Annotated in this window: 15 protein-coding genes; 12 read left to right on the top strand and 3 right to left on the bottom strand. The window is 63.6% G+C overall.

Annotation, left to right across the window (positions count from 1 at the left end):
• The first annotated feature begins 179 nt into the window (after window positions 1–179).
• The 12 genes from JQ567_RS21945 to JQ567_RS22000 all read left to right on the top strand — a co-directional run bounded on the left by JQ567_RS21945 (window position 180) and on the right by JQ567_RS22000 (window position 11,890).
• Window positions 180–950 carry a triacylglycerol lipase gene (locus tag JQ567_RS21945; RefSeq protein WP_212440723.1) on the top strand — a complete coding sequence of 257 codons (771 nt, stop codon included), beginning with the start codon at window positions 180–182 and terminating at the stop codon, window positions 948–950.
• 82 nt (window positions 951–1,032) lie between these two features.
• Entirely contained in the window at window positions 1,033–1,902 is an 870-nt protein-coding gene (gene paaX, locus JQ567_RS21950; protein ID WP_212440724.1) for a phenylacetic acid degradation operon negative regulatory protein PaaX, read from the top strand.
• Between the two features lie 71 nt (window positions 1,903–1,973).
• Window positions 1,974–2,966, top strand: a complete 993-nt coding sequence (gene paaA, locus JQ567_RS21955; protein WP_212440725.1) for a 1,2-phenylacetyl-CoA epoxidase subunit PaaA — start codon at window positions 1,974–1,976, stop codon at window positions 2,964–2,966.
• A gap of 10 nt (window positions 2,967–2,976) precedes the next feature.
• Window positions 2,977–3,264: a 1,2-phenylacetyl-CoA epoxidase subunit PaaB gene (paaB, locus tag JQ567_RS21960; protein ID WP_192737264.1), complete on the top strand. Its 288-nt coding sequence runs from the start codon at window positions 2,977–2,979 to the stop codon at window positions 3,262–3,264.
• A gap of 157 nt (window positions 3,265–3,421) precedes the next feature.
• The gene (gene paaC, locus JQ567_RS21965; RefSeq protein ID WP_212440726.1) at window positions 3,422–4,198 is read left to right on the top strand and encodes a 1,2-phenylacetyl-CoA epoxidase subunit PaaC; all 777 of its coding nucleotides are present in this window, start codon (window positions 3,422–3,424) and stop codon (window positions 4,196–4,198) included.
• A complete protein-coding gene (gene paaD, locus JQ567_RS21970) occupies window positions 4,192–4,695 on the top strand; it encodes a 1,2-phenylacetyl-CoA epoxidase subunit PaaD (RefSeq protein WP_212440727.1) in 504 nt (167 codons plus the stop codon). Before paaC ends, paaD begins: the two co-directional genes overlap by 7 nt.
• A gap of 135 nt (window positions 4,696–4,830) precedes the next feature.
• Window positions 4,831–5,910 carry a 1,2-phenylacetyl-CoA epoxidase subunit PaaE gene (gene paaE / locus JQ567_RS21975; protein WP_212440728.1) on the top strand — a complete coding sequence of 360 codons (1,080 nt, stop codon included), beginning with the start codon at window positions 4,831–4,833 and terminating at the stop codon, window positions 5,908–5,910.
• A gap of 194 nt (window positions 5,911–6,104) precedes the next feature.
• Window positions 6,105–6,557 (top strand): hydroxyphenylacetyl-CoA thioesterase PaaI, encoded by a 453-nt coding sequence (gene paaI, locus JQ567_RS21980; RefSeq protein ID WP_212440729.1) that lies wholly within the window; start codon window positions 6,105–6,107, stop codon window positions 6,555–6,557.
• 28 nt (window positions 6,558–6,585) lie between these two features.
• Window positions 6,586–7,917 carry a phenylacetate--CoA ligase PaaK gene (paaK, locus tag JQ567_RS21985; protein WP_212440730.1) on the top strand — a complete coding sequence of 444 codons (1,332 nt, stop codon included), beginning with the start codon at window positions 6,586–6,588 and terminating at the stop codon, window positions 7,915–7,917.
• Window positions 7,918–8,028: 111 nt separating this feature from the next.
• Window positions 8,029–9,462, top strand: coding sequence for an indoleacetamide hydrolase (iaaH, locus tag JQ567_RS21990; protein WP_212440731.1), 1,434 nt, complete (start codon window positions 8,029–8,031; stop codon window positions 9,460–9,462).
• Window positions 9,463–9,589: 127 nt separating this feature from the next.
• Window positions 9,590–10,606 (top strand): zinc-binding alcohol dehydrogenase family protein, encoded by a 1,017-nt coding sequence (locus JQ567_RS21995; protein ID WP_212440732.1) that lies wholly within the window; start codon window positions 9,590–9,592, stop codon window positions 10,604–10,606.
• Window positions 10,607–10,918: 312 nt separating this feature from the next.
• Window positions 10,919–11,890, top strand: a complete 972-nt coding sequence (locus tag JQ567_RS22000) for a YeeE/YedE family protein (RefSeq protein WP_409363627.1) — start codon at window positions 10,919–10,921, stop codon at window positions 11,888–11,890.
• A gap of 161 nt (window positions 11,891–12,051) precedes the next feature.
• Here JQ567_RS22000 and JQ567_RS22005 read toward each other — a convergent pair whose 3' ends face one another.
• Genes JQ567_RS22005 through JQ567_RS22015 form a run of 3 tightly spaced genes read right to left on the bottom strand, consistent with a single transcriptional unit; the run spans window position 12,052 to window position 15,303 of the window.
• On the bottom strand, window positions 12,052–13,275 hold the full coding sequence (locus JQ567_RS22005) for a bifunctional alpha/beta hydrolase/OsmC family protein (protein WP_212440733.1): 1,224 nt from the start codon (window positions 13,273–13,275) through the stop codon (window positions 12,052–12,054).
• Window positions 13,276–13,303: 28 nt separating this feature from the next.
• A complete protein-coding gene (locus JQ567_RS22010; RefSeq protein ID WP_212440734.1) occupies window positions 13,304–13,969 on the bottom strand; it encodes a sulfite oxidase-like oxidoreductase in 666 nt (221 codons plus the stop codon).
• A gap of 11 nt (window positions 13,970–13,980) precedes the next feature.
• A complete protein-coding gene (locus JQ567_RS22015; protein ID WP_212440735.1) occupies window positions 13,981–15,303 on the bottom strand; it encodes an MFS transporter in 1,323 nt (440 codons plus the stop codon).
• Between the last annotated feature and the right edge of the window lie 60 nt (window positions 15,304–15,363).

The raw sequence follows: 15,363 nt of genomic DNA on the forward strand, positions 1-15,363 counted from the left end.
ACGTCTGCGCTTTTAATTGTCACAAGTGTGAAGTGGGCCGTTGAAAGAAGAATTCCGGTTCCTTAGCTTTTTACGAAATAATGTTGCGTTGCGGAACGATTCTAACAGGCTTGCGTCTTCCCAATGAAACCAGTGGCCGGCTGCCGCAACTTAAGGGGCCGAGCCCGAGAGGAGATATGATGTCCGTTGCTACGCAGACGCTTCGCCCGCCGTCCAGAACCCTGATGTTTCTGGAGGGGCGGGCGATTTCAGAACTGGGCGCTTTTCTTGGTGCCTTGCCGCTCCTGAGTCTGGCGCCGAGAGGCGACGGACATCCGGTGCTGGTATTGCCCGGTCTCGTGGCTTCCGACACCTCGACGCGTCCGCTGCGCAGCTTCCTCAAGGGCCGCGGCTATGCCGTCAGCGGCTGGCGCCAGGGCCGCAATCTCGGTCTGCGCCAGGGCGTGCAGCACGCGATGGTCGATCTCGTCCACGAATTGAACGACACCCATGGCCGGAAGGTCAGCCTCGTCGGCTGGAGCCTTGGCGGTCTTTATGCGCGTCAGCTCGCCAAGATGATGCCGGAGCGCGTGCGCTCGGTGATCACGCTTGGCAGTCCGTTCGCATCCGGACCGAAGGCGACCAACGCCTGGCGCGTCTATGAAATGGCGAGCGGCCGCCGCGCCGACGAAGATGACGGGCGCTTCGGCGGGTCGCTGGCGGGCACGCCGCCGGTGCCAACCACCGCGATCTTCAGCCGTACCGACGGCATCTGCGCCTGGCAGGGCTGCATGGAGCAGACCACCGCGACGTCGGAGAGCATCGAGGTCGAAAGCAGCCATTGCGGCATGGGCCATCACCCCGCTGCGGTCTATGCGGTCGCCGACCGTCTGGCCCAGCCGGAAGGCAAATGGGCCCCGTTCGATCGCAGCGGCTGGCGCAGCATGGTGTATCCCAATCCGAACCGGTAATCGGGTTACCGATAGCTAATTCAGAACGCCGGCCTCGCGCCGGCGTTTTCGTGAATCCGCAAAACGCGGTATGCGTTGACGTATGCCGCAGCCGCTCGCCCGCATCGTCGAACAGCTCAAGCGCGAACCCTCGCGCACCGGCTCGATCGTCATCACCGTGTTCGGCGATGCCATCGTGCCGCGCGGCGGTTCGGTCTGGCTCGGTACGCTGCTGGAATTCTTTGCCGCGATCGACATCGACAGCGGCGTCGTGCGCACCGCGATGTCGCGGCTCGCGAGCGACGGCTGGCTCGAGCGCAATAAGGTCGGCCGCAACAGCTTTTACCGGCTCGACAAGAAGGGGCGGCAAACCTTCGATACCGCCACCAAACACATCTACGATCCGCCGCCGTCCGACTGGACCGGGCGGTTTGAGCTGCTGCTGATCGGCAATGGCGGGGACCGCGATGCATCGCGCGATGCCCTGAAGAATGCCGGCTTCGGCAGTCCGCTCCCGGGCGTCTGGGTCGCGCCCTCAGGCGTGCCCGTTCCGGAGGAGGCGGCAGGCGCGATCCGTCTCGAAGTCTCCGCCGAGGACGACAGCGGCCGGCGTCTGCTCAGCGAAAGCTGGCCGCTGCAGCGCACCGCCGACGCCTATCTGAAATTCATGAAGACGTTCGAGCCGCTCCGCGCCTCGCTCGGCCGCGGCGAAATCCTCTCCGACACGGATGCCTTCACCGCGCGGATCCTGCTGATCCACCATTACCGCCGCGTCGTGCTGCGCGACCCGTTGCTGCCGGCGCCGCTATTGCCCCGGGACTGGCCGGGCAGGGCGGCAAGACAGCTGTGCGGCGAGATCTATCGCGGGCTGCTTCCTGCGTCGGAACAATGGCTTGACGACCATGCGACCAACGAAAACGGGCCGTTGCCGAAGCCGGGCGGGGCGCTGGCGCGCCGGTTCGATGGGACGTAAACATGTTACAAAAATAACTTGCATTAGTATTTTTATGTTATATGTTGGAGGAAAGAACGGGGAGGTCGGCTATGTACACGCAGGCGCTCAATACGTCCGATGGCGATAACAGCCACATCGAGGACGCCGCACGTTCCGCACAGTTCCAGGCGCGCATCGATGCCGACGAGCGCATCGAGCCCAACGACTGGATGCCGGCGGCCTATCGCAAGACGCTGACGCGGCAGATTTCCCAGCACGCCCATTCCGAAATCGTCGGCATGCTGCCCGAAGGCAACTGGATCACCCGCGCGCCGTCGCTGCGCCGCAAGGCCGCATTGCTCGCCAAGGTGCAGGACGAATGCGGCCACGGGCTTTATCTCTATGCCGCGGCCGAGACGCTCGGCACCTCGCGCGAAGAGTTGGTCGATTTGATGCTGGCGGGGAAAGCAAAATATTCCTCGATCTTCAATTATCCGACACTGACCTGGGCCGACATCGGCGCAATCGGCTGGCTGGTCGATGGTGCTGCGATCATGAACCAGATTCCGCTGTGCCGCTGTTCCTACGGACCCTATGCGCGCGCGATGATCCGCGTCTGCAAGGAAGAATCCTTCCACCAGCGCCAGGGTTTTGAGATCATGGTGACGCTGTCGAAGGGGACCGAAGAGCAGAAGGCGATGGCGCAGAGCGCGCTCGATCGCTGGTGGTGGCCGGTGCTGATGATGTTCGGCCCGCCCGACAAGGCAAGCCAGCACTCGGACACCTCGACCAAATGGAAGATCAAGCGCTTTTCGAACGACGAGCTGCGCCAGAAATTCGTCGATGCCACGGTGCCGCAGGCGCAATTCCTCGGGCTGACGATTCCCGATCCTGGCATGAAGCAGAACGCCAACGGCAACTGGGAATACAGCGCGATCGACTGGGAAGAGTTCAATCAGGTGCTCGCCGGCAACGGCCCCTGCAACCGCGACCGGCTGGCGGCGCGGCGCAAGGCGCATGACGCCGGCGCCTGGGTGCGCGAGGCGGCGCTGGCTTACGCCGAGAAGCGCAAGCAGCGCCAGCACGCGCAAGCGGCGGAATAGGGAGATCGCCATGGCCACGCCGAACATGCCGCTCTGGGAAGTGTTCATCCGCAGCCGCAACGGGCTCGCGCACAAGCATGTCGGCTCGCTGCACGCCGCCGACACCACGCTGGCGCTGCAGGCCGCGCGCGACATCTACACCCGCCGCGGCGAAGGCCTCTCGATCTGGGTGGTGCCGTCAAACGCGATCACGGCATCCGATCCCTCCGAGAAGGGCATGATGTTCGAGCCCGCGGAATCCAAGATCTACCGGCATCCGACCTTCTACGACGTGCCTGACGAAGTCGGGCATATGTGATTTTCATCCGTCATTGCGAGCGCAGCGAAGCAATCCATCGCGCCGCATAAAGATAGAATGGATTGCTTCCGCCTTCGCTCTTCGAGCTACGGCGGACAAGTCGTCGCTTCGCTCCTCGCAACGACGAGGAGAACTTGGCGCAAGCAGGATAGGCAAAATGGCTGTCGCCTCGATCCAGGTCTCCGAAACCCCGCTGGTGCTCTACACCCTGCGCCGCGCCGACGATGCGCTGATTCTGGGCCATCGGCTGTCGGAATGGTGCGGCCACGCGCCGATGATGGAAGAGGACATGGCGCTCGCCAATATGGGCCTCGATCTGCTCGGGCAGGCGCGCGAGCTTTATGCTTACGCCGCCAAGGTCGAAGGCCGGGATAACGACGAGGACAAGTTCGCCTATCTGCGCGATGTCCGGCAGTACCGCAATCTGCTGCTGCTGGAACAGCCGAACGGCGATTTCGCTCGCACCATGGTGCGACAGTTCTTCTACGCGGCCTTTGCCGATCTCTATTGGCGCGCGATGATGCAATCGAGCGATCCGACCCTGGCTGCGATCGCGGCGAAGTCCGAAAAAGAAAGCGCCTATCACGTCAGGCATTCGTCGGAATGGATGGTGCGACTCGGCGACGGCACCGAGGAGAGCCACCGCCGCGCGCAGAGCGCGATCGACGATCTCTGGGCCTATACCGGCGAGATGTTCCATCTCGACGACAGCGAGCGCGGCCTGATCGACGCCGGCATCGCGGTCGATCCGGCCAAATTGCACGCGCCATGGCTCAAGACGGTGTCCGGCGTCGTTAATGAGGCGACACTGGCCTTGCCTGACAACAACTGGATGCAGCAGGGCGGCCGCGACGGCCGGCACAGCGAACATCTCGGCCATCTCCTCAGCGAATTGCAGTCGATGCCGCGAACCTTTCCGGGGGCGACATGGTAACCGCCTTGCTCAGCGATGCCGATCTGCGCCGGCGCGCCTGGGATGCGGCCGCCCAAGTGGTCGATCCCGAGATTCCGGTGCTGACCATCGCCGATCTCGGCGTGCTGCGCGACGTTGCCGTCAGCGACGGCCATGTCGAGGTCGCGATCACGCCGACCTATTCCGGCTGCCCCGCGATGAACATGATCGCGCTGGAGATCGAACTGGCGCTGGAGCGCGCCGGCATCGCGCGGCCCAAAATCCGCACGGTGCTGTCACCGGCCTGGACCACCGACTGGATGAGCGAAGACGGCCGCCGCAAGCTCCGCGAATACGGCATCGCGCCGCCGCAGGCGTCAGGCTCGCGCCGCGCGCTGTTCGGTGAGCAGCAGGTGGCCTGTCCGCAATGCGGCTCCGGGAATACCGAAGTCCTTTCCGAGTTCGGTTCGACCTCCTGCAAGGCGCTGTGGCGCTGCAAGAGCTGCCGCGAGCCGTTCGACTATTTCAAGTGTCACTGAGGCCGTCATTGCGAGCGGAGCGAAGCAATCCATGCCGCCGCGAAAGGATAGAATGGATTGCTTCGTCGCTTCGCTCCCTTGCGCAAACGCTTCGCGTTTGTCGCAGGCAATGACGGTGAAAAACCGAGAATTTCGATGTCATTAGCTCCCCGTTTCCACCGTCTCGCCGTCAACGACCTGCGCCGCGAAGCGCCGGATGCGGTATCGCTGAGCTTTGCGATACCTGCGGAGCTATCAGGCGACTACAGTTTTACACCAGGTCAATATCTGACCCTGCGCACGACCATGGACGGCGAGGAAGTGCGCCGTTCCTATTCGATCTGTTCCGGCCCCGACGACGGCGAATTGCGCATCGCGGTGAAGAAGGTCGATGGCGGCGCGTTTTCGAATTGGGCTGCGGACGAACTGAAGGCCGGCGACGAACTCGACGTGATGACGCCGACGGGGCGCTTCGGCGTCGCGCATGCGCCCGATCAGGCGCGGGTCTATGTCGGCTTTGCCGCGGGCTCCGGCATCACGCCGATCCTGTCGATCGTCAAGGGCGTGCTGGCGCGCGAACCGAATAGCCGCTTCTTCCTGTTCTACGGCAACCGCTCGACATCGAGCATGCTGTTCCGCGAGGCGCTGGAGGAACTGAAAGACCGCTTCATGCAGCGGTTCTCCGTCTTTCACGTGATCTCCGGCGAGGAGCAGGACATCCCGATCCTGCACGGCCGGCTCGACGGCGAAAAGGTTCGCGTGTTGCTGCGTTCGCTGGTGCCGGCGTCGAGTGTTGATCACGTCTTCGTTTGCGGCCCCCTGGGCATGAGCGAGGATATCGAAAACACCTGCCGCGAGATCGGCATTGCCGAGGATCGCATTCACGTCGAGCGCTTCGTCTCCGAGTTTGGCGGCAAGCCGCGCGCCAAAAAGATCGTCGAGACATCCGCGCCGCCGAAGGCGGTGGCCGCGCTCGTGATCGACGGCAAGCGCCGCGAGGTGCCGGTGGCCGAGGATGAATCCATTCTCGATGCCGCTTTGCGCGCCGGAATGGACCTGCCGTTCGCCTGCAAGGGCGGCATGTGCTCGACTTGCCGCGCCAAGCTGGTCGAGGGCGACGCACAGATGGAAGTGAATTATTCGCTGGAGCCGTGGGAACTGAAGGCGGGGTTCATCCTCACCTGCCAGGCGCGGCCGGTGTCGGACAGGGTCGTGGTGGATTACGACCACGTTTGAGCGTCATTCCGGGGCGATGCGAAGCATCGAACCCGGAATCTCGAGATTCCGGGTCTGGTCCTGCGGACCATCTACGATGCGCAATTGCGCATCGGAGAATGACGGAGGGAGCGTTGACACCCCGGGTGCTCCGCTCCAACACTAACGCGTATTAAGAGGCCGGTTGCAACAGGCCCGACGACAGGGAGACCGCAGTGAACGTCAATGCCACGCTTTCGCCCGACGACCTCGCGCGCGCCTGTGCGGACGCGATGTGGAAGGAGGACGACGCCAGCAAGGACCTCGGCATGCAGATCGTCGAGATCGGGCCGGGCCGGGCGACGCTTTCGATGACGGTCAGGCCGGAGATGGTCAACGGCCAGCGCATCGCCCATGGCGGCTTCATCTTTACGCTGGCGGATTCCACTTTTGCTTTTGCCTGCAACACCCATAACGAGCGCGCAGTCGCGGCGCAGTGCCATGTCACCTTCATCCGGCCCGGCAAGCTCGGCGATGTGCTGGTGGCGAGCGCGCGCGAGATCTCCCGCAGCGGCAGATCGGGCATCTACGATGTGCAGGTCACCGCTGGTGACGTTGTGATCGCGGAATTCCGCGGTCATTCCCGCACCATCGGTGGTGCGTGGCTGCCCGGTACCGCGATAAAATAAAACAAAACGATCTTTGAGGAAACGCCCGATGGCTTCGACCAAGCTTCAATCCAGTGCAGGCGGCTACCGCGCCGAGTTGGACGCCGCGGAGCGCGCCTCCCGCGACGAGATCATGGCGCTGCAAACAAAACGCCTCGCCTGGTCGCTGGCGCATGCCTACGACAACGTCGCACACTACAAGAAGGCCTTCGACAAGGCCGGCGTGCACCCCGGCGATTTCAAGCAGCTTTCCGATCTCGCCAAATTTCCGTTCACGGTCAAGACCGACCTGCGCGACAATTACCCGTTCAACATGTTCGCGGTGCCGCGCGAGAAGATGGTCCGCGTCCATGCTTCGTCAGGCACGACCGGCAAGCCGATCGTGGTCGGCTATACCCAGGCCGATATCGACCTGTGGGCGGATGTGATGGCGCGTTCGATCCGCGCCGCCGGCGGCCGCACCGGCATGATCATGCACAACGCCTATGGCTACGGCCTGTTCACCGGCGGGTTAGGCGCGCATTACGGTGCCGAGAAACTCGGCTGCACCGTGGTGCCCGTGTCCGGCGGCATGACCGAACGGCAGGTGCAACTGATCAACGATTTCAAGCCCGACATCATCACGGTGACGCCGAGCTACATGCTGGCGATCCTGGACGAGTTCAAGAAGCAGAAGCTCGACCCTCGCGCATCCTCGCTCAAGTTCGGCATCTTCGGCGCCGAGCCCTGGACCAACGCGATGCGCGTCGAGATCGAACAGGCCTTCGACATGGATGCGACCGATATTTACGGGCTCTCGGAAGTGATCGGCCCTGGCGTCGCGCAGGAATGCGTGGAGACCAAGGACGGCCTGCATATCTGGGAGGATCATTTCTACCCCGAAGTGATCGACCCCGAGACCGGCGCGGTGCTGCCCGATGGCGAAAAGGGCGAACTGGTGTTCACCTCGCTGACCAAGGAAGCCTTTCCGATCATCCGCTACCGCACCCGCGACCTGACGCGGCTGCTGCCGGGCACGGCGCGGCCGGGCATGCGGCGGATGGAAAAGGTCACGGGTCGTTCCGACGACATGATCATCCTGCGCGGGGTCAATGTGTTCCCGACCCAGATCGAGGAAGCTTTGCTCGCAACCGACTGGTGCGGCGGACATTTCATCATCGAACTCACCCGCGAAGGCCGCATGGACGAAATGACCGTGCTGGCGGAGGCCCGCCCCGAACATTGGGACGGCAGCGGTCTGCCCACGCACACGGAAAAAGTCGCAACCTTCATCAAGAACACCATCGGCATCACCGCCCGCATCAAAGCCGTCGCCCCCGAGACCCTGGAGCGATCGCTGGGAAAGGCCAAACGCGTGTTCGACAAGCGGCCGAAGGGATAGCATCAGATAGCTGAAAATGTGTTCATGCCCGATCCGTCTCGCCGTGATATCTGAACTCGTCGGCCGGCATTGTGGCCGGCGCTTTCTTCTCTCGGAGATGTGAGTTCCGCCATGGCTGATTCCAACCCGACCACCGCGGCCGACATCGTCGCCGCAATCAGGGACAAGAAGATCAGGGCTGTCGATGTGACCAAGGCCGCGATCGCGCGCGCCGAACAGGTCCGGGATCTGAACGCGCTGATTGTTCTGAACAAGGATCCGGCCATCGCAGCGGCGGCGGAAATCGATGAGGGGTCGCGCGGCGCACTCCCGCTTGCAGGGCTTCCGATCGTCGTCAAGGACAACATCAACACGACAGACATACCGACATCGGCTGGCACGCCGGCGCTGCAGAACGCGCGGACGAGCCGCAACGCACCGTCGTGGGACCGGCTCTTGAAGGCCGGCGCCATCATGATCGGCAAGGCCAACATGCACGAGCTGGCGTTCGGCATCACCAGCACCAACCTTGCGTCCTTTGCGGGGCCGGTGAAGAATCCCTATGACACGACGCGGATCCCGGGCGGCTCCTCAGGTGGAACAGCCGCGGCGATTGCCGCCGGTATCGTCAGCTGCGGATTGGGATCCGATACCGGTGGTTCGACGCGCGTGCCGGCAGCGCTTTGCGGCATCGTCGGACTGCGACCGTCGGTCGGCAATGGCGGCGCACAGCGCCGCTACGACGACGCCAATCTGGTGGTTCCGATCAGCCACACCCGCGACACCGTGGGCCCGATGGGCCGTACGGTCGCGGATGTGGCGCTGCTCGATTCCGTCATCACCGCCACGCCGATGGCAAAGATCGAGCCGTTGCGCGGCAAGCGGTTCGGCATCCCGGCGGCGTTCTGGAGCGGGCTCGACCGTCAGCTCGAAACCGTGACCAGGACTGCGCGTGCAAAACTTGCCGACGCCGGCGTCGTTCTGGTTGATGTCGATATGCCCGGCCTGTTCGAGCTGGATGCAAAGGTGTCGTTCCCGGTGGCGCTGCACGAACCGATCGCCGACATCCCCGCTTATCTCGAGGCGAGCGGCATCACGGACGTCACGCTGGCCGACATCGTGGCCGGGATCGCCAGTCCCGATGTCAAGGGCGTGTTTGGCGCCATCACCGCCGACGCCTTCGGTGCGGCCTATCAGGATGCCATCACGGTGCATCGCCCCGCGCTGCAGAAAATGTACGAGGCGTACTTCCGCGACAATAATCTGGACTGCATTCTGTTTCCGACCACCATCGCACCGGCGCCCTTGATCGATGCCGCCAAGGGGTCCGGCGAGATGTCGATCAACGGCGGCACGCCGGTGCCGACATTCGACACCATGATCCGCAATACCGATCCCGGCAGCAATGCCGGCCTTCCCGGCCTGTCGCTCTACGCCGGAATGACGCCGGGGGGACTGCCGGTCGGACTCGAGATCGATGGTCCCGTCGGCAGCGATACAAAATTGCTTGGGCTCGGCCTTGCGATCGAAGCCATTCTGGGTTCGGCGCCGCCGCCGAAGATCTAGCCGGCTTCCTTCAACAAGCCCCTTGAACTCAGCGGGCAGTCCGCTAGTCATGGGGCGAAGCCGCGACGGTGTAACGATCCCTGCGGGCGTCAAATCGCGCTGGAAGCCCACATCACAGGGAATATCGATGAAGCCGGTCTCCACACCACCTGGTCAGACAGTTGAAGCGCGCTGCGTCCGGCTGGCGGCGAAGGCCGAGAACCCGGCTTCGCTTGCGCCCGTGGTCGAGACGCGGGCGTTGTCGCGTGCCGAAAACGAGCTGTTGATCGAGGTCAGGGCGGCGGCGGTCAATCCATCGGATGTGAAGGCCGCGACCGGCCTGATGTCCTATGCGGTGTTTCCGCGCACGCCGGGCCGCGACTATGCGGGCGTCGTGATCGACGGCCCGGCGGGGTCGATCGGACGCGAAGTGTTCGGCTCGTCCGGCGATCTCGGCATTCGCCGCGACGGCACCCACGCCTCGCATCTCGTGGTCGAAGCCGATGCCGTGGTGGAGAAGCCCAAAAGCATTTCGTGGGAGGAGGCCGCCGGTATCGGCGTTCCCTTTGTGACCGCGATGGAAGGCCTGCGCCGCGCCGGCATTCCAAAAGCCGGCGAGACCGTGCTGGTCATGGGCGTCAACGGCAAGGTCGGGCAGGCGGCGGTGCAGATCGCGAGCTGGCACGGCGCGCGCGTGATCGGCGTCGTCCGCAAGGACGAACTTTATGAAGGCCACGCCAATTCGAAGGTCGACGTCGTCAATGCCTCCGCGACCGATGTCGCGGCGCGTGTGCGCGAACTCACCGACGGCAGGGGCGCCGACATCGTCTTCAACACCGTCGGCGATCCCTATTTCCAGGCGGCGCACAAATCGCTGGCGTTGCGCGGGCGCCAGATCCTGATCGCCGCGGTCGACCGCATCGTGCAGTTCAACATTCTGGAGTTCTATCGCGGCCAGCACACCTATGTCGGCATCGATACGCTCGGCCTGTCGTCGGTCGCAACCGGCGCGGTGCTCACGGAATTGGGCCCGGGCTTTGCGAGCGGCCACCTGAAGCCGTTCCCGATCAAGCCGGCCGCGATCTATCCGCTGGAACAGGCCAGGGCCGCTTTCATCGCGGTGGCGGGTTCGTCGCGTGACCGCGTGATCCTGCGGCCGGTGTAAATCCTCTCGGACAGAACTTTTTCCTCGTTGCAGCGGGAACGAAACCAATCGCATTCCGGTTGGGATCGATTGTTTTATTCTCTCATTGTCACGCTGCGCGGAAGCTTCATTCTTTGTTCTCCCCTGCCGTGGACGCCCCCGTGCATGCGCCGCTATAGCAGGGTGAAATCTGTAGCATATTTATGCTGTCGCGGCTGATATCGCCGAACGCTTGAGGAAAATGCCGTGCAGGGCCCTGCGAACATCATTGTGCTGAGCGGACTGCTGATCGGTCTCGTTTACGGCGCGGTCGGCCTGTTGAGCGGCTTTTGCATGCTCTCGAGCCTGCGCGGCTGGTGGGCGGAAGGCGATGGCCGTCTGGTCCGCACCTACGCGCTCGCGATCGGCGTCGCGGTGGCATCGACGCAATTGCTGGCGGCCGCCGGCCTCGTCGATCTCGGCAAGTCGATTTACCTGCAACCATCATTTTCGGTGCCGCTGATGTTCTTCGGTGGCTTGCTGTTCGGCTATGGCATGGTGATGTCGAACGGCTGCGGCTCGCGCGCGCTGGTGCTGCTCGGGCGCGGCAATCTTCGCTCCTTCGTGGTGGTGATCGTGCTCGGCATTTTTGCGATGATGACGCTGAAGGGCCTGATCGCGCCGGCGCGCATCGCGATGGTGCAGGCCTCGCAGACCACGACGACAGTCAATTCCGTCCCGGCGCTGCTGTCGGCGTTCGGCCTCAGCGAAATCACGGCGCGCATGCTGGCGGCGTCCGCCGTCAGCGCCGCGCTGATCATCTTCGCCTTCGCGCACGCGCCGTTCCGGAAATCGCCGGGCCAGGTCGCCGCCGGTCTGGTGATCGGCCTTCTGGTGGCGGGGGGCTGGTTTGCCAGCGGCTATCTCGGCGCCGACGACTTCAATCCGACACCGGTGGTGTCGCTGACCTTCATCGCGCCGATCGCGGATGCCTTGCAATATGTCATGCTGTCGACGGGATCGACGCTGAATTTCGGCATTGCCACCGTCGGCGGCGTGCTCGCCGGCAGCCTGATCACGGCGCTGGCGACCGGGCGTTTTCATCTCGAGGGTTATCAGTCGCCGCGCCACATGCTGCGCTCGGCCGGCGGCGCGGCGCTGATGGGCGCCGGCGGCGTGATGGCGTTCGGCTGCTCGATCGGGCAGGGCCTGTCCGGTTTTTCGACCCTGGCGCTCGCCTCGCTGATCGCGGTTGCCGGCATCATGGCCGGTACGGCCATCGGTCTGCGCGGCGCGCTGCGCGTTCGTCCGCTGGCAACGGCTTGAAGTTTGACGTCGCCCCGGCCTTGAGCTCAGATGCGCAATTGCGCATCGGGGGACCCATACGCCGTGTCCCCTCGGTGAGAGTACCGGCGTTAGATACCTTCTTAATCAACTAAAGCCGCGGAGTATGGGTCCCGGCTCAAGGCCGGGACGACGAGTTTGCTTCACTCCGCAGCTTTGGTCACGATCCGGATTTCCGACGTCAGCGTCCGGTGCACCGGGCACTTGTCGGCAATCTCCATCAATCGTTTGCGTTGATCGGCGTCGAGCGCGCCCTCGATCGAGATCACGCGCTCGATCTGGTCGAGCATGCCGACGCGGGTTTCGCATTCGGCGCAGTCTTCCGCATGGATCTTCTTGTGCTGCAGCGTCACCGTGACGCGATCGAGCGGCAGCGCTTTGCGGTCGGCATACATCCGCATCGTCATTGAGGTGCAGGCGCCAAGGCCCGCCAGCACGAAGTCATACGGCCCGGGCCCAGAGTCCTGGCCGCCGGCGGCAACGGGTTCATCGGCAAGCATCTGATGCGGCCCAGACGTGACGGTCTGCTGGAATTTGCTGGCGCGGGTCTCGCGCACCACGACATTGCGCGGTACCTCGCCGAGTTCGGCGGCTGTCTGGGCCGGAAGCGGTTCGACATAGCGTTCGGCCCATGCGGCAATGACGTCGGCGACATAAGTGGAATCGCGCTTGTTGCTGAGCAGATGATCGGCGCCGGACAGCGAAACGAAACTCTTCGGATGCTTGGCAGCAACGAAAATATTCGTCGCATTGTCGATCCCGACGGTGTCGTCGGTCGGCGAATGCATGATCAACAGCGCCTTGTGCAATTTGGCGACATGCACCATCAGGCCATGTTCGGCGATGTCGTCGAGGAACTCACGTTTGATGTGAAAGGGGCGTCCGGCGAGCTGAACCTCGACCTTGCCTTGGGTGCGAATGTCCTCGATGCGATCCCCAAACAAATGCGTGACATGGGCGGGGTCGGAGGGCGCGGCGATGGTGACGACCGCCTTGGCATCGGGGATTCGCCCGGCAGCGGCGAGGATCGCCGCACCGCCGAGGCTGTGGCCGATCAGGATCGTCGGCGATGTTCGGGTTTCGCGTAGGTGATCGGCGGCGTGGACGAGGTCGGCGACATTCGACGTAAAGGTCGAGTTGGCGAAATCGCCTTCGCTGGAGCCTAGGCCCGTGAAGTCGAACCGCAGCACCGCGATGCCGCGAGCGGTTAGCGCGGTCGCGATGCGTTTGGCCGCCAGCACATCCTTGCCGCAGGTGAAACAATGGGCGAACAACGCATAGGCGTGGATTGCGCCGTCGGGCTTGTCCAGCGCCGCGGCAAGCTGATGGCCGCCTTCACCGGTGAATTGAAAGCGTTCGGTCGGCACGGGCGTTCTCCCTTGGCTCACTAAGGCGTCAGTCGCTGGAATAACGCTGCTCCGCCCACGGGTCGCCGCGGTTGTGATAGCCGCGGACTTCCCAATAGCCCGGCGCATCCTTATCGAGGAATTCGATGCTCTGCAGCCATTTGGCGCTCTTCCAGAAATAGAGATGCGGCACCACCAGTCGCACCGGGCCGCCATGGTCCTGCTCCAGCGGCTGGCCGGACCACCTGTGGGCGAGCAGGGCGTCTTCCGCGGCGAAATCCTCCAGCGCAAGGTTGGTGGTGTAGCCGTCATGCGAATGCAGCACCACGAACCGCGCCTCGTCGCGCGGCCGGCACGCCATCAGGAGGTCGCGGGTCGAAAGACCCTCCCATTGATTGTCGTAGCGCGACCAGGTCGTGACGCAATGAATATCGGAGAGGAATTGCGTCTGCGGCTGCGCGGTGAACTCGGCAAAATTCCAGAAGATCGGGTCTTCGACCGCGCCGTAGACGTCGAGCCGCCAGCGCTCGCGCGAAATGCTCGGCGTCAGGCCGAGATCGAGCACCGGCCAGTCGCGCGTCAGATGCTGGCCGGGCGGCAAGCGCTGGTCCTCGGGACGGGTAACTTTGCCGGTGAGGAACTTTCCCTCGCGCGCCCAGCGTTCCTTGCTGCGCGTCAGCTTGCTCTCCGGCGGCGGCTCGAGGTCGTCGGTCATGTCAGGACCTGTCATTCGTGACGATGCATCGCCGATTCATGTTTGGTGTCGCGCATCGTCGCATAGATGATCAGCGAGAGAAAGATCATGCCGCTGAGATAGTAGTAAAACCAGTCCTCATGTCCGAGGCTCTTGAAGTAGAGTGCCACCGCGGGTGCCGTGCCGCCGAACACGGACACCGTGATCGCATAGGGTAGCCCAACGCCGAGCGCACGGACATTGGTCGGGAACAGCTCGGCCTTCACGATCGCGTTGATCGAGGTGTAGCCGGCGACGAAGATCCAGGCGGCGCAGATCAGCAGGAACGCCATGAACGGCGACTTGGTCTCTTTCAGCGTGGTCAGGATCGGAACCGTCGCCAGCGTGCCGACGACGCCGAAGAAGATCAGCAGCGGCTTGCGGCCGATGCGGTCGGACAACGCGCCATAGATCGGCTGCAACAGCGTCGCGAAGATCAGCGAGCCGAAGATCACGAACGTGGTCTGGTCCTCGGTGAGCCCGACCGACAGCTTGACGAAGGTCTGCATGTAAGTCGTGAAGGTGTAGAACGCCGCGGTGCCGCCGGCGGTGAGGCCGACCACCAGCAACAGCTCGCGTGGGTATTTCAAGAGGCCGGTGATCGAGCCGGAAGGCTTGCTGACCTTCTTGGCTTCCTCGAACGCCTCGGTCTCGTGCAGGCCCCGCCGCATCACAGCGGCGAAGATCGCGAGCAGGGCGCCGATCACAAAGGGGATTCGCCAGCCCCAATTCCTTAGTTCTTCCGGCGTCAGGAACACCTTTTGCAGCAGCAACAGTACGATGATCGCGGTGAGCTGGCCGCCGATCAGCGTGACGTATTGGAAGCTCGAATAGAATCCGCGATGCTTGGGGTCGGCGACCTCGCTGAGGTAAGTGGCGCTGGCGCCGTATTCGCCACCCAGGCTGAGGCCTTCGATGATGCGCGCCAATGCGAGGATGCAGGGTGCCAGGATGCCGATCGAGGCGTAGGTCGGCGTCACAGCTATTATCAGCGAGCCGAAGCACATGCAGACCACCGACAGCGTCAGCGACAACCGTCGTCCGTAGCGGTCGGCGATGTAGCCGAACAGCCAGCCGCCGAGCGGCCGCATCAGGAAGGTCGCGGCGAACAGCACCGCGGCGTTGAGCTGCTGCACCACGGGATCGCTGTTGGGGAAAAACGCCGGCGCGAAGTACAGCGCAAAGGCGGTGTAGGCGTAGAAATCGTACCATTCGACGAGATTGCCGATCGAGCCGATGAAGATCGCCTTGATCCGCCGCTCCACGTCGGCGATGTCGAGATGGTCGCCAGTGGCTTTGATGACTTGATCTGTCATGCTTGGTCTCCAAGTACGTAGCTGTAAACCCCGGCTATCCCGGTTCAGCGTGTCCTTCCG

The sequence above is a fragment of the Bradyrhizobium sp. AUGA SZCCT0431 genome (genome assembly GCF_018131065.1).
Lineage (GTDB): Bacteria > Pseudomonadota > Alphaproteobacteria > Rhizobiales > Xanthobacteraceae > Bradyrhizobium.